The following is a 12,927-nucleotide window of genomic DNA, read 5'->3' on the forward strand; positions in this document are numbered from 1 at the left end:
AAGCCGCTTGAAGCGGCGCTTATGCGGTGCTAGCGGCGAGCCATGTCAGTCGATCATGCAACCGTCAAGAAAATCGCCAGTCTGGCCCGCATCGCAATCAATGATGCCGAAGCCGATGCATTGGTGCCCGAACTCAACAACATCCTTGGCTGGGTGGAACAATTGGGGGAGGTGGACGTCACCGGCATAGAGCCGATGACGGCTGTTATTCCCAATCAGACACGCCTGCGCGATGATGTGGTGACGGACGGTAATGTCCGGGAAAAAGTGCTGGCTAATGCCCCACAGGCCGAACATGGCTTTTTTGCGGTGCCGAAGGTGATCGAATGATGACCGGGAATCTGACCGATCTTACCGTCGCGGGAATCCGTGATGGTTTCCGCAAGGGCGAATTCACCGCGCGCGAAGTGGCGCAGGCGTTCAACGCCAATGTAGCCGCTGCCAAGGCTTTGAACGCATTCATCATCGAAACGCCTGATCACGCGCTTGCGGCTGCCGATGCCGCCGACAAGGCGCGCAGCGACGACAAGCTGCTGCCGCTTTCGGGGGTGCCCATCGGCATGAAGGACCTGTTCTGTACGCAGGGCGTGCAGACCACGGCGGCCAGCCATATATTGGAAGGGTTTACGCCGACCTATGAATCCACTGTTTCCCGCCATTTGTTTGAGGCAGGAGCGGGGATGCTGGGCAAGATGAACCTGGACCAGTTCGCTATGGGGTCATCCAACGAAACCAGCTATTTCGGCAATGTGATTTCGCCCTGGCGGCGTAGCGACGGCGGCAATGCCGATCTGGCGCCCGGTGGTTCTTCGGGTGGCAGTTCGGCAGCGATTGCGGCGCGGTTGTGTCCCGCGGCAACGGGCACCGACACCGGCGGATCGATTCGCCAGCCTGCGGCCTTTACGGGCATTTCCGGGATCAAGCCGACCTATGGCCGTTGCTCGCGCTGGGGCATCGTGGCGTTTGCCAGTTCGCTGGATCAGGCCGGACCAATGGCGCGCGACGTGCGCGATTGCGCGATCATGTTGGAAAATATGGCGGGTTTCGACCCGCGCGACGCGACCTCGCTCGACCTGCCGGTGCCGAAATGGGAAGAGGGACTTTCCAGCAATCTGAAGGGCAAGCGGATCGGCATCCCTACCGAATATCGTGTTGAAGGCATGCCAGCCGAAATCGAAGCGCTCTGGCAACAGGGCGTTGCATGGATGAAGGATGCGGGCGCGGAAATCGTTGATGTTTCCCTGCCGCATACCCGTTACGCGCTGCCCACTTATTATATCATCGCGCCTGCGGAGGCATCGTCCAACCTCGCACGCTATGACGGCGTGCGTTATGGATTGCGTGACCTGCCTGAAGGGGCGGGGTTGCAAGACATGTACGCCGCCACCCGTGCCGCAGGATTCGGGCCAGAGGTCAAACGCCGCATCATGATCGGCACCTATGTGCTTTCCGCCGGTTTCTACGACGCCTATTATACGCAGGCGCAGAAGGTCCGGACGCTGATCGCCCGGGATTTCGAACAGGCATGGGAAAAGTGTGACCTGCTGCTCACCCCGACCGCGCCGAGTGCCGCGTTTGCGCTGGGCGAAAAGCAGGCCGATCCGCTGGCGATGTATTTGAACGACGTGTTCACTGTGCCTGCCTCGCTGGCTGGCCTGCCTGCCATGTCGGTTCCGGGCGGCCTTGATTCTCAGGGCCTGCCGCTGGGTCTGCAGATCATCGGCAAGCCGTTGGACGAACAGGGCGTGCTGAATGCGGGTCTGGCGATAGAGGAACGTGCGGGTTTCACGGCGCGACCCGACCAGTGGTGGTAAAATTGGATGAGGATTTGAAGGATTTTTTGTCGAAGGTGAATTCTGACCTTCGGTCGAGCTTTGCTTTAATTTCATTAACTATGATTAGTGGGTTTATCGGTGTGAGAGCTGCAAAACTCGATGATGAATGGTATACTGCTCCAATCGTATTTGTCTGCATACTTGTACTGTCGTTTTTATATCATTCTATAAGCTACTCAAAATTTGATAAATTATGGTCTTTGATAAATTTGGTACTCTTATCGATTTGCGCGATTTTTTTCGTGGGTACACTGGTGAAAAATTTTTGGTTGGCAGGAGGATTGATTGGAGGCTGGGTTTTTTGTTCGGTTTTCTTCCAGTTTCCTACCAAGATATTTGAGACTATGACCAATGACTGAGTCCACATACAGAATCCAGGGCGCAACCGGCGATTGGGAGGTCGTGATCGGCCTTGAGGTCCATGCGCAGATCACCTCGCACGCCAAGCTGTTTTCCGGCGCGGCGACGGAATTTGGCGCGGAACCCAATACGCAGGTCAGCCTGATCGATGCAGCGATGCCCGGCATGTTGCCCGTGCCGAACCGCGAATGCATTCGTCAGGCGGTGCGGACCGGCATGGCGATCAATGCGGTCATCAATAAATGGTCGCGGTTCGACCGGAAGAATTATTTCTATGCCGACTTGCCGCAGGGCTACCAGATTTCGCAGCTCTATCACCCCATTGTAGGCGAGGGCGAGATTGAGGTGACGCTGGACGAGAAGGACCCGGACTCTGCTACCAAAACCATCGGCATAGAACGCATCCATGTGGAGCAGGATGCGGGCAAGTTGATGCATGACCAGCATCCGACACGCTCCTATGTCGATCTCAATCGCTGCGGCGTCGCGCTGATGGAAATCGTATCGCGGCCCGATATGCGCTCGCCAACGGAAGCCGGGGCCTATCTGCGCAAGCTGCGCACGATTCTACGCTATGTGGGATCATGCGACGGCAATATGGAGGAAGGCTCCATGCGCGCGGACGTCAATGTGTCGGTGCGCAAGCCCGGTGGCGAATTGGGCACTCGGACCGAAACGAAGAATGTGAACAGTGTCCGCTTCGTCATGCAAGTCATTGAACATGAAGCCAATCGTCAGGTCGATGTGATCGAATCGGGTGGCAAGATCGTGCAGGAAACGCGTCTGTTCGACCCGGACAAGAATGAAACCCGGTCGATGCGGTCGAAAGAAGACGCGCATGATTACCGCTATTTCCCCGACCCGGACCTGTTGCCGCTGGAACTCGACGACGCCTTTCTGGAGGAATGCCAGCGCTCACTGCCTGAACTGCCCGATGCCAAGCGTCGGCGCTATGAAAGCGCATTGGGCCTGTCGTCCTACAATGCGGCCGTCCTGACCGCCGAAGCCGAGACCGCCCGCTGGTTCGAGGCATTACTGGCCGAAGGCGCGCGTATCCAGAAAAAGAGTGAGGCTGAAGTCGCCAAAGCTTCGGCCAACTGGCTGCTTTCCGAACTGTTCGGGGCGCTCAATCGGTTAGGCAAGACATTGGATGACAGCCCGGTCGGCCCCGAACATGGCGCGGAATTGCTGGCTCTGGTGGCTGACGGCACGCTTTCGGGGACACTCGCCAAGCAGGTTTTCGAGATCATGCTCGAAACCGGCGACAGCCCTGAAAAAATTGTCGAGGAAAAGGGGTTGAAGCAGACATCGGACACTGGCGCGATTGACGAAGTCATTGCAGGTATCCTCACCGCCAATGCGGACAAGGTCGAACAATATCGCGGAGGCAAGGAGGCCCTGTTCGGCTTTTTCGTCGGTCAGACGATGAAGGCCATGGGCGGCAAGGCCAACCCGAAGGTCGTGAACGAGCTGTTGAAGAAGGCACTGGCCTGAAAATGCGAGTTCGCATTTAGGGGCGGCGTATCGTTTCAACCCGGTGGTATTTCTTTCGGACCCCTGTCCGGTTGATCAAAATCAGGCTTTTCCGGTATGATTTCAGGTGGTTCGTACATCGGGTCCTCGTTCGGCGGGCTGGCGGGCGGGCTTTCCGGTGGCGATTGGGGTTCGATCGTGTCGGGCGGCGGAACTTCGGGTTGGGTAGCCATATGTCATCTCCTGTCGGAACACTTACGTGTGTCCTGCGTAGAGGTTCCACGGCTTATGCGACCATGTACTTGCCCTTCGTGGCCATCTGCTCTATGCCGCGCCGACCGGCGACCGATGCGGGCGTGGCGAAACTGGTAGACGCGCCAGATTTAGGTTCTGGTATCGAAAGATGTGGGGGTTCAAGTCCCTTCGCCCGCACCAGTAAAAATGCCAGGCACCCGCATTGGCATAGCCGACGAAATTCCAGCTTTAGAAGGCGTTAGAGTAGAAAACATGCAGACTGTCGAAACGTTGAACGAGGGCCTGAAGCGCGCCTACACCCTGACCATCACTGCCAAGGACATCGACGCCCGCGTCGACAAGGAAGTGAAAAGCATGGCGCCGCAGGTGCGTATGCCCGGTTTTCGTCCCGGAAAGGTTCCGGCCAATCTGGTCCGCAAGATGCACGGCGAAGCCTTGCAGCGCGATGCGTTGAGCAGCTCGATTCAGGAAGGCGTGCAAAAGCTGTTGGCCGAAAAGAAACTGCGTCTCGCGATGCAGCCTTCGGTTGAACTGGGCGAAGATTATGAGCTGGGCAAGGATGCTGAAGTCAAGGTCGCGCTCGAAGTGTTGCCCGAAGTGCCGGCGCCTTCGATTGAAGGCCTGACGCTCGAACGCCTGACTGTTGACGTCAAGGATGAGCAGGTTGACGAGGCGGTTGAACGTATCGCATCCCAGCAGCAGCGTTTTGACGCCGCACCCGAAGGCCATAAGGCGAAAGAGGGCGATCAGGTCGTCATGGATTTCGTCGGCAAGGTCGATGGCGTTGCCTTTGATGGCGGCACGGGTGAAGGCATGGCCGTCGTCATCGGCTCTGGCAATCTCATCCCCGGTTTTGAAGACCAGCTTGTCGGCGTCAAGGCGGGCGAAGACAAGACCATCGAAGTCACATTCCCCGACGACTACAATGCCGAAAATCTGAAGGGCAAGGCTGCGACGTTCGACCTCAAGATTACAGAGGTCAAGGTTAAGGCGGAAGGCGCGCCCGATGATGAATTCGCCAAATCGCTTGGGCTGGAAAGCATGGAGCAGCTTCGCGGTTTGCTGAAGGGGCAGATCGAGCAGGAGCATAATGGCCTGACGCGCACCTTCATGAAGCGTAAATTGCTCGACCAGTTGGCGGCTTCGCACGACTTTGACGTGCCTCCCAGCATGGTGGAAGCGGAATTCAACCAGATATGGAAACAGCTTGAGCATGAAGCTGGCCATGAGGACGATCCCGAAGCCGCCAAGGCCGAGATGGAGAAGGATCGCGACGAATATCACGCCATCGCCATCCGTCGTGTTCGTCTGGGCCTGTTGCTATCCGAAATTGGCCAAGCCAATGGCATTGAAGTCAGTCAGGCCGAAATGAACCGTTTGATCATGGAAGCCGCACAGCAGTATAATCCCAAGGATCGCGAACGCTTCATGCAATATGTGCAGCAGGAACCCATGGCCGCTGCCCAGCTTCGCGCACCGCTTTATGAAGACAAAGTCGTCGATTTCCTGTTCGAAAAGGCAGAGATTTCGGAGCGCGCGGTAAGCCGTGAGGAACTGGAGGCCGCGATAGAGGCTGAAGATGGCGAACATGTCCATGGTCCTGATTGCGGCCATGATCATGAAGAAAAGCCCAAGGCAAAAAAGACCGCTGCCAAAAAACCAGCCAAGAAAGCGGCTGCCGCTGAAGAGAAAGTAGAAGCTCCGGCACCTGCGAAGAAGGCTCCGGCCAAGAAAGCTGCAGCAGCCAAGGCGGAAGACGAAGAAAAGCCCGCCGCAAAGAAAGCGCCAGCGAAAAAGTCAGCCGCCAAAAAAGCTGCTGATCCCGAATAAATATGACAGTGCGGGGGGCAGTGAAGGACGCAGCATTGCTGCCCCCAGCCTTGCGTATCGCGGTGCTGTTGCCTTGTTATAATGAAGCACAAGCGATCGCGCAGACGATCGAAGCATTTGCCAAGGCTCTGCCGACCGCGAAAATTTATGTCTATGACAATAACAGCATCGACGGATCACGCGAAATAGCGGCCCGCGCAGGCGCCATTGTGCGTCGTGTGCGACAACAGGGTAAGGGGCATGTCGTGCGCCGCATGTTCGCCGATGTCGACGCTGACATCTATATCATGGCCGATGGAGATGCGACCTATGATGCGTCTGCCGCGCCTGCCATGATAACCGATATGCTGGCGGACAATCTGGACATGGTTGTCGGCGCGCGCAAATCGGAAGTGAATGCGGCCTATCGGCCGGGGCATCGGTTGGGCAACAGGTTGTTGACCGGCCTGCTTCGTTACCTGTTTGGTCGCAGCTTTACGGACATTTTATCCGGATACCGTGTCTTTTCTCGCCGCTTTGTGAAGAGTTTTCCCGTGCTTTCCTCTGGATTCGAAATCGAAACGGAGATGAGCGTACACGCCCTGGAACTGCGGATGCCCGTGGCAGAGCGCGCTATCGCCTATGCCGCGCGTCCTGACGGTTCGGTGAGCAAGCTGAATACGGTGCGTGACGGATGGCGGATATTGCGGACGATCTTCACTCTGTTCCGGGTGGAGCAGCCGATCTGGTTTTTTGGCGCGATTGGCGGAGGGCTGGTGCTTGTTGCATTGATATTGGCTGCGCCCTTGTTTGTGACATATCTGGAAACCGGACTGGTGCCGCGGTTTCCGACCGCGATTCTGGCTACCGGCCTGATGATTATCGCCGTCCTTAACGGAATGTGCGGTCTGATATTGGACACCGTAGTGCGCGGCAGGCGGGAGACGCGGCGGCTTGCCTATCTTGCTTTTAGCGCTCCTGCTGATCTAGCCCCTTGAAGCCTTGACGATTTGCCCCGATGTAGGGGCGGTACATCGATAAAGAGAAGAAAGAGTCTCATGCACGATAGATTTCCTGATCCAGTAAGCAGCCTTGTCCCCATCGTTATCGAACAATCGAATCGTGGTGAGCGTAGTTTCGACATATTTTCGCGGCTGTTGCGCGAACGGATCGTGTTTGTGACTGGCGGCGTCGAAGATCAGATGGCCTCGATCATTGTTGCCCAGCTTCTGTTCCTGGAATCGGAAAATCCGAAAAAGGACATCTGGATGTACATCAATTCGCCGGGCGGTGTTGTGACCGCAGGCATGGCCATCCACGACACCATGAAATATATCCGGCCGCAGGTGGGAACCGTCTGCATCGGTCAGGCCGCGTCCATGGGCAGCTTCCTGCTTGCGTCAGGCGAACCGGGCAAGCGCATAGCCATGACGAATGCGCGGATCATGGTGCATCAGCCATCCGGCGGGGCGCAGGGCATGGCGTCGGACATCGAAATCCAGGCCAAGGAAATCCTGCGCATCCGCAGCCGGATGAATGGGCTTTATGCAAGCTATACCGGACAGACGCTGGAAAAAATCGAAGCCGCGATGGATCGCGATACCTTTCTGGAGGCAGAAGAAGCCAAGACATTTGGTTTGGTCGACGAGGTGTATGACAAGCGTCCTTTAGCCTCTGAAGATTCGGACAAGAGCGGGAGTTGAGTTGCAGCGTAGCTGATCTTTTTTGGCGTGAAGTCAGGTGCGGAGGATGTGCTCTTGCTTGTCATCTCGCGTTTTGACGGAAAAATATCGGAAAAAAGGCGTTAACGTGTTTGCAGCGATGAATATGACAGGTTACCCTTTTACACCGCGCCCTAAAGAAAAATTGCCATTGTTTGATGTGGGGGATGCGGCTTAACATGCCGAATGCATATGTGCCTACGGGTTTAGGCACAGGGAAGGTAAGATGACAAAATTGACGGGCTCTGATTCGAAAAGCACCCTGTACTGCAGCTTTTGTGGAAAGTCGCAGCATGAGGTGCGCAAGCTGATTGCAGGGCCGACCGTCTTCATTTGCGATGAATGCGTTGAATTGTGCAACGACATTATCCGCGAAGAAACCAAGGGCGGACTTGTCGGTAAAAAAGATGGCGGTGTGCCAACACCGCTGGAAATCTGTGATGTCCTTGACGATTATGTCATTGGCCAGCAGCGTGCCAAGCGTGTGCTGTCGGTTGCCGTGCATAATCATTACAAGCGATTGAATCACGGCACCAAGTCGGGTGAAGTCGAGCTGGCCAAATCGAACATCCTGCTTGTCGGCCCGACAGGGTGCGGCAAGACGCTGCTGGCCCAGACACTGGCCAAGACGTTCGATGTGCCCTTCACCATGGCGGACGCGACTACGCTGACAGAAGCGGGCTATGTTGGGGAGGATGTTGAGAACATCATCCTGAAGCTGTTGCAGGCCAGCGACTATAATGTCGAAAAGGCGCAGCGGGGGATCGTCTACATCGACGAAATCGACAAGATCAGCCGCAAGGCGGAAAACCCCTCCATCACCCGCGACGTATCGGGTGAGGGTGTGCAGCAGGCTTTGCTGAAGCTGATGGAGGGCACCACCGCCAGCGTCCCGCCGCAGGGTGGGCGCAAGCATCCGCAGCAGGAATTCTTGCAGGTCGATACGACCAATATCCTTTTCATCTGTGGCGGTGCGTTCGCTGGTCTGGAAAAGATTATCGGAGACCGGCTGGAAGCCAAATCCATCGGCTTTGGCGCGCACGTTGCTGCGCCGGACGAGCGCCGCACGGGCGAGCTTTTGCGGTCATGTGAACCAGAAGATTTGCTGAAATTCGGCCTGATTCCTGAATTTGTCGGTCGTCTTCCAGTCATTGCGACATTGGAGGATCTCGATAACGAGGCTCTGGTCAAGATTCTGGCCGAACCGAAAAATGCTTTGGTCAAACAGTATAAGAAGCTGTTCGACATGGAAGATGTCGATCTGACATTCACCGATGATGCGCTGGTTTCCATCGCCAAGCGCGCGATCGAACGCAAGACGGGCGCGCGTGGGTTGCGCTCCATTCTGGAAGCGATCCTGCTGGATACGATGTTCGATCTGCCCTCCATGCAGGGGGTAGGTGAGGTCGTGATCGACAAGGATGTGGTCGATGGCCGCAAGGAACCTGTGCGGGTCTTCAGCGAGCGTAGAAAAACGGGCGACGCCGCCTGAACTGCATTATGAGGCGTTGATTATGGTCCGTGTCTATTGATGCGGGCCATTTTTTAGCGCCTTACTTCAAGCAGGCATCAAGACCCTGTCGCCGTACCACGCCAATGCGTCTGGCGATGCTGTTGCCATAACGCCGTGTAAAGCCTGAAGGGGCAATGGCCGCGCGTTTCTTGGGCAAGGGGAGGACAGCGGCGATGCGTGCGGCCTCATTGGGCGAAAGCTGGGATGCGCCGTGATGGAAATAACGCATTGCGCCCGCCTGCACCCCATAGGTGCCGATCCCGGTTTCGGCGATGTTCAGATATACTTCCATGATCCGATATTTGGGCCACAGGGTTTCGATCAGCACGGTGAACCATGCCTCCAGTCCCTTGCGGAAAAAGCCGCCGCCTTGCCATAAAAAGGCATTTTTGGCGGTTTGCTGGCTGATGGTGGATCCGCCGCGAATTTTGCCGCCGCGCAAGTTGCGGAGCATGGCGTGTTCTATCGCTTCGGCATCAAAACCATGGTGGGAACAAAATTTGCTGTCTTCCGCGGCAATGGCAGCACGGGCCATGTCAGGATCAATCTTGCTGAGCGGGGTCCAGTCTTTCGTAATGCCATTGCCGTCCAATATCATGGTGGCGGTTACTGGCGGCGGGACGATGCGATAGAGCAGAACCCATAGCACCGAGAACAAGATGAAATAGAGTAAGATCTTGCCAGCGAGCTTCAAAAAGCGGCGTGAGCGCGTACGGGACCTGTTTGCCATACGCGATGATTAGCGTGCAGTTTTTCATACGTCATCACAGGAAATGAAAAGCCTCTCCACAAAGGGAGAGGCTTTGAGAATTTACATGGCCGGAAGCAGCATCTTGTCGCCTGCAATCCGCATCATGGCCTTTTGCAGTTTTTCAAATGCGCGGACCTCGATCTGGCGAACGCGTTCCCGGCTAACGCCATAGACCTGGCTCAATTCCTCCAGTGTCTTTGGCTCTTCGGCCAGACGCCGTTCGGCCAATATATGTTTTTCGCGCTCATTAAGGTCCGTCATGGCCTCAACCAGCATTTCATGTCGGACGTTGGATTCCTGGGCTTCGGCGACCCGTTCATCCTGTAACGGGCCTTCGTCCGACAGCCAGTCCTGCCACTGACCATCGCCGTCTTCGCGCATAGGGACGTTGAGCGACGTATCGCCGCCCATCGCCATGCGACGGTTCATACTGACGACATCGTCCTCCGACACACCCAGATGGGTTGCGATCTTTTCCACGTCTTCGGGGCGCAGATCGCCATCCTCGAACGCCTCAAGATTATTCTTCATCCGGCGCAGGTTGAAGAAGAGCTTTTTCTGCGCCGCCGTGGTGCCCATCTTCACAAGGCTCCAACTGCGCAGGATGAACTCCTGGATCGAGGCCCGAATCCACCACATCGCATAGGTCGCCAGACGGAAACCGCGGTCCGGCTCAAATTTCTTCACACCCTGCATCAGTCCGATATTGCCTTCCGAAATCAGTTCGGAAACCGGCAAGCCATAGCCGCGATAACCCATGGCGATTTTTGCCACCAATCGCAGATGCGACGTGACGAGCTGCGCTGCAGCTTCCGGGTCCTGATGCTCGGCATAGCGTTTTGCGAGCATATATTCCTGCTCTGGCTTGAGGATCGGAAACTTCCGAATCTCCGCCAGATAGCGGTTCAGATTGGCATCACCGCCAAGTGCGGGAATTGTCGCGGGGACATTTGTTCCACTGGCCATGATTGTTCAACTCACTTTCCCTGTGTGCCGTGAGCGATTTTAATCCGCTTCCGGCACTTTAGCTTATACGTATTTATACGCGAAGTTGCCTTAACAGTTCCTGCATGTCATCAGGAATTTCGCTTTGGAATACCAAAGCATTGCTATTCACGGGATGGATAAAGCCAAGCCGCGCCGCGTGCAATGCCTGACGGCGGAAACCCAGCGTTTCCAATATTGGCCGATGGGCCTTGCGCGGTCGCCCGTAGACTGGATCGCCCAATAATGCATGTCCAATATGGGCCATATGAACGCGCACCTGATGCGTGCGTCCGGTTTCCAGCCGGCATTCGATCAAGGCTGCTTCATTCAGCATTTCGGTTACTTTGTAATGGGTTATAGCATGTTTACCGCGTCCTTCATGCTGAATCGCCATTTTTTTACGGTCGGATGGCGACCGCCCGATCCACGCATTGACAGTTCCGGCAGAAGGGGAGGGGCGCCCGCTGACGATGGCTGCATAGCGCCGGTCGATCGTGTGTGCGGCAAATTGCGCCGCCAGCCCTTCATGTGCCTTGTCGGTTTTTGCGACGACCAGCAGACCGGACGTGTCCTTGTCGATCCGGTGCACGATTCCGGGACGCGCGACTCCGCCGATCCCCGAAAGTTGGCCCCGGCAGTGGTGAAGTAATGCATTGACCAGTGTACCATCGGCATTGCCCGCCGCCGGATGGACGACAAGCCCGGTGGGTTTGTCGATCACGATCAGATATTCATCCTCATAGGCGATAACGAGCGGGATGTCCTGTGGCACTGCCTGCGCCACCACCGGCGGAGGAACGGCAATTTCATAGCATTGTCCTTCACTGACCCTGGCGGATGGATCGGTGATGGCTTTCCGGCCGGACAACGTAACATTTCCCTCAAGAATCAAAGCTTTAAACCGTTCACGCGACACGTCCGGCACTAGGGTTGCAAGCGCCCGGTCAAGCCGCATGCCACCGCAATCGTCGGTTATAGTCGTGTTGATACTGGAAGCCCCCAAACTCACGTTCTAAGATATAGAAATGGACATACGCATATCAAGAGACCTTCTCGAACGAATTCTGGCCGATGCGGCAGCGGGGCAGGGGGAGGAACGGTGCGGGCTGTTGCTGGGTGAAGCGGGTCATATCCGCGATGTCCGTTTTGCGGCCAATGTGGCATTGGACCCGACGCGGCATTTCGAACTGGATCCCGGCATATTGCTGGCCACGTACAAAGCGGCGCGGGCGGGCGGGGCGCGCATTTTGGGCCATTATCACTCGCATCCATCAGGAACGGTCATTCCTTCGGCGGCGGACGGGCAATGCGCTGCGCCTGACGGATCGCTGTGGCTTATCGTTGCAGGGATGCAGGCCGCGCTTTGGCGGGCGGGGCATACAGGAGAGCTACATGGCCGTTTTCAGGCTGAATCCTTGGAAATTTACGATGATCTCACGCTTGCATAGACAGTTAGGGTCCTGCATGAGAGGCTCGGCTTCGCTATACGGCAAGTCCACCCCACACAGGATGAGGATGAATGACAGTAGAGACAATTGATTTCGCCGCCTTGCTGTGTTCGCGCTTATGTCATGATCTTTTGAGCCCGATTGGAGCGCTCAATAACGGGCTGGAATTGCTTGCCGATGAAAATGATCCGGAAATGCGTGCGCGTTGTCTCGACTTGTTGGCGGAAAGCGCGCGGGCGTCTGCGAACAAGCTCAAATATTTCCGACTGGCCTTCGGTTCGGCAGGCGGTTTTGGCGAACTGGTGCCCGCCATCGAAGCAAAAACGGCAATTGAAGGGATATTTGGCGCTACTGGGCGAGTGAAGATCGGATGGCTGGTTGCGGAAGAGAAGCTTTCGAAGCGGGCCGTGAAGATCTTGCTGAACCTGTCGCTGATCGGGGGGGAAGCACTGGTACGGGGCGGGCAACTCGACATTGGTGCTGAAAGCCGCGATGGAGCCACCGAAATTGTGGTTCGTGCCGAAGGAGCCAGGATTGTTCTCGATGGGGAGTTGCGCTCGGCTCTCGTCGGGACCGCTGATGAGGCAATGCTCACTCCGCGCGCGGCGGCGGCCTGGATGGTGCATCAACTGGTGGCGCAGGCGGACGGCCAGATCATGTTGTCCGATCCAGAAGAGCCCGTTCTGTTGTTTGGAGCCAGTATTCCGCAAAGTTGATGCTGCTGGACTCTGCGTTTTAACGCGTCCTTAACCAACATCCGCGATGGTGCCGTCAG

Annotated in this window: 13 protein-coding genes and 1 tRNA gene; 10 read left to right on the plus strand and 4 right to left on the minus strand. The window is 56.4% G+C overall.

Features of this window, described 5'->3' with window-relative positions:
• The first annotated feature begins 42 nt into the window (after positions 1–42).
• The 3 genes from gatC to gatB all read left to right on the plus strand — a co-directional run bounded on the left by gatC (position 43) and on the right by gatB (position 3,689).
• Positions 43–330 (plus strand): Asp-tRNA(Asn)/Glu-tRNA(Gln) amidotransferase subunit GatC, encoded by a 288-nt coding sequence (gatC, locus tag L3X40_RS08585; RefSeq protein ID WP_237365228.1) that lies wholly within the window; start codon positions 43–45, stop codon positions 328–330.
• The gene (gene gatA, locus L3X40_RS08590; RefSeq protein WP_237365280.1) at positions 330–1,814 is read left to right on the plus strand and encodes an Asp-tRNA(Asn)/Glu-tRNA(Gln) amidotransferase subunit GatA; all 1,485 of its coding nucleotides are present in this window, start codon (positions 330–332) and stop codon (positions 1,812–1,814) included. The genes gatC and gatA overlap by 1 nt, the downstream gene beginning before the upstream one ends.
• Before the next feature lie 372 nt (positions 1,815–2,186).
• Positions 2,187–3,689, plus strand: coding sequence for an Asp-tRNA(Asn)/Glu-tRNA(Gln) amidotransferase subunit GatB (gene gatB, locus L3X40_RS08595; protein WP_237365229.1), 1,503 nt, complete (start codon positions 2,187–2,189; stop codon positions 3,687–3,689).
• 35 nt (positions 3,690–3,724) lie between these two features.
• On the opposite strand, the gene L3X40_RS08600 is transcribed toward gatB, so the two are convergent.
• The gene (locus L3X40_RS08600) at positions 3,725–3,901 is read right to left on the minus strand and encodes a hypothetical protein (protein WP_237365230.1); all 177 of its coding nucleotides are present in this window, start codon (positions 3,899–3,901) and stop codon (positions 3,725–3,727) included.
• A 117-nt stretch (positions 3,902–4,018) separates the two neighbouring features.
• On the opposite strand from L3X40_RS08600, the gene L3X40_RS08605 reads away from it, so the two are divergent.
• The 5 genes from L3X40_RS08605 to clpX all read left to right on the plus strand — a co-directional run bounded on the left by L3X40_RS08605 (position 4,019) and on the right by clpX (position 8,945).
• Positions 4,019–4,103 (plus strand) — tRNA-Leu (locus L3X40_RS08605).
• A gap of 72 nt (positions 4,104–4,175) precedes the next feature.
• Positions 4,176–5,753: a trigger factor gene (tig, locus tag L3X40_RS08610; RefSeq protein WP_237365231.1), complete on the plus strand. Its 1,578-nt coding sequence runs from the start codon at positions 4,176–4,178 to the stop codon at positions 5,751–5,753.
• 2 nt (positions 5,754–5,755) lie between these two features.
• A complete protein-coding gene (locus L3X40_RS08615; protein ID WP_237365232.1) occupies positions 5,756–6,730 on the plus strand; it encodes a glycosyltransferase family 2 protein in 975 nt (324 codons plus the stop codon).
• Positions 6,731–6,790: 60 nt separating this feature from the next.
• On the plus strand, positions 6,791–7,435 hold the full coding sequence (locus L3X40_RS08620) for an ATP-dependent Clp protease proteolytic subunit (protein WP_237365233.1): 645 nt from the start codon (positions 6,791–6,793) through the stop codon (positions 7,433–7,435).
• 244 nt (positions 7,436–7,679) lie between these two features.
• Complete coding sequence (gene clpX / locus L3X40_RS08625; RefSeq protein ID WP_237365234.1) at positions 7,680–8,945, plus strand: ATP-dependent Clp protease ATP-binding subunit ClpX; 1,266 nt, start codon at positions 7,680–7,682, stop codon at positions 8,943–8,945.
• 61 nt (positions 8,946–9,006) lie between these two features.
• Here the strand turns inward: clpX and mtgA are convergent, their stop codons facing one another.
• The 3 genes from mtgA to L3X40_RS08640 all read right to left on the minus strand — a co-directional run bounded on the left by mtgA (position 9,007) and on the right by L3X40_RS08640 (position 11,659).
• Entirely contained in the window at positions 9,007–9,696 is a 690-nt protein-coding gene (gene mtgA, locus L3X40_RS08630; RefSeq protein WP_237365235.1) for a monofunctional biosynthetic peptidoglycan transglycosylase, read from the minus strand.
• An 81-nt stretch (positions 9,697–9,777) separates the two neighbouring features.
• The gene (rpoH, locus tag L3X40_RS08635) at positions 9,778–10,683 is read right to left on the minus strand and encodes an RNA polymerase sigma factor RpoH (RefSeq protein WP_237365236.1); all 906 of its coding nucleotides are present in this window, start codon (positions 10,681–10,683) and stop codon (positions 9,778–9,780) included.
• 73 nt (positions 10,684–10,756) lie between these two features.
• Positions 10,757–11,659: an RluA family pseudouridine synthase gene (locus L3X40_RS08640; protein ID WP_237365237.1), complete on the minus strand. Its 903-nt coding sequence runs from the start codon at positions 11,657–11,659 to the stop codon at positions 10,757–10,759.
• 70 nt (positions 11,660–11,729) lie between these two features.
• Between L3X40_RS08640 and L3X40_RS08645 the strand changes: the two genes are divergently transcribed.
• Both L3X40_RS08645 and L3X40_RS08650 read left to right on the plus strand, forming a co-directional pair.
• Complete coding sequence (locus tag L3X40_RS08645) at positions 11,730–12,152, plus strand: Mov34/MPN/PAD-1 family protein (RefSeq protein WP_237365238.1); 423 nt, start codon at positions 11,730–11,732, stop codon at positions 12,150–12,152.
• Positions 12,153–12,223: 71 nt separating this feature from the next.
• A complete protein-coding gene (locus L3X40_RS08650) occupies positions 12,224–12,868 on the plus strand; it encodes a histidine phosphotransferase family protein (protein ID WP_237365239.1) in 645 nt (214 codons plus the stop codon).
• Positions 12,869–12,927: the final 59 nt, after the last annotated feature.

Source organism: Rhizorhapis sp. SPR117 (assembly GCF_021742065.1).

What these genes read in the sequence shown, in the direction of transcription:
- gatC (WP_237365228.1), top strand. Translation starts at nt 43, where the DNA reads ATGTCAGTCGATCATGCAACCGTCAAGAAAATCGCCAGTCTGGCCCGC.
- gatA (WP_237365280.1), top strand. Translation starts at nt 330, where the DNA reads ATGACCGGGAATCTGACCGATCTTACCGTCGCGGGAATCCGTGATGGT.
- gatB (WP_237365229.1), top strand. Translation starts at nt 2,187, where the DNA reads ATGACTGAGTCCACATACAGAATCCAGGGCGCAACCGGCGATTGGGAG.
- L3X40_RS08600 (WP_237365230.1), bottom strand. Translation starts at nt 3,901, where the DNA reads ATGGCTACCCAACCCGAAGTTCCGCCGCCCGACACGATCGAACCCCAA.
- tig (WP_237365231.1), top strand. Translation starts at nt 4,176, where the DNA reads ATGCAGACTGTCGAAACGTTGAACGAGGGCCTGAAGCGCGCCTACACC.
- L3X40_RS08615 (WP_237365232.1), top strand. Translation starts at nt 5,756, where the DNA reads ATGACAGTGCGGGGGGCAGTGAAGGACGCAGCATTGCTGCCCCCAGCC.
- L3X40_RS08620 (WP_237365233.1), top strand. Translation starts at nt 6,791, where the DNA reads ATGCACGATAGATTTCCTGATCCAGTAAGCAGCCTTGTCCCCATCGTT.
- clpX (WP_237365234.1), top strand. Translation starts at nt 7,680, where the DNA reads ATGACAAAATTGACGGGCTCTGATTCGAAAAGCACCCTGTACTGCAGC.
- mtgA (WP_237365235.1), bottom strand. Translation starts at nt 9,696, where the DNA reads ATGGCAAACAGGTCCCGTACGCGCTCACGCCGCTTTTTGAAGCTCGCT.
- rpoH (WP_237365236.1), bottom strand. Translation starts at nt 10,683, where the DNA reads ATGGCCAGTGGAACAAATGTCCCCGCGACAATTCCCGCACTTGGCGGT.
- L3X40_RS08640 (WP_237365237.1), bottom strand. Translation starts at nt 11,659, where the DNA reads ATGCGGCTTGACCGGGCGCTTGCAACCCTAGTGCCGGACGTGTCGCGT.
- L3X40_RS08645 (WP_237365238.1), top strand. Translation starts at nt 11,730, where the DNA reads ATGGACATACGCATATCAAGAGACCTTCTCGAACGAATTCTGGCCGAT.
- L3X40_RS08650 (WP_237365239.1), top strand. Translation starts at nt 12,224, where the DNA reads ATGACAGTAGAGACAATTGATTTCGCCGCCTTGCTGTGTTCGCGCTTA.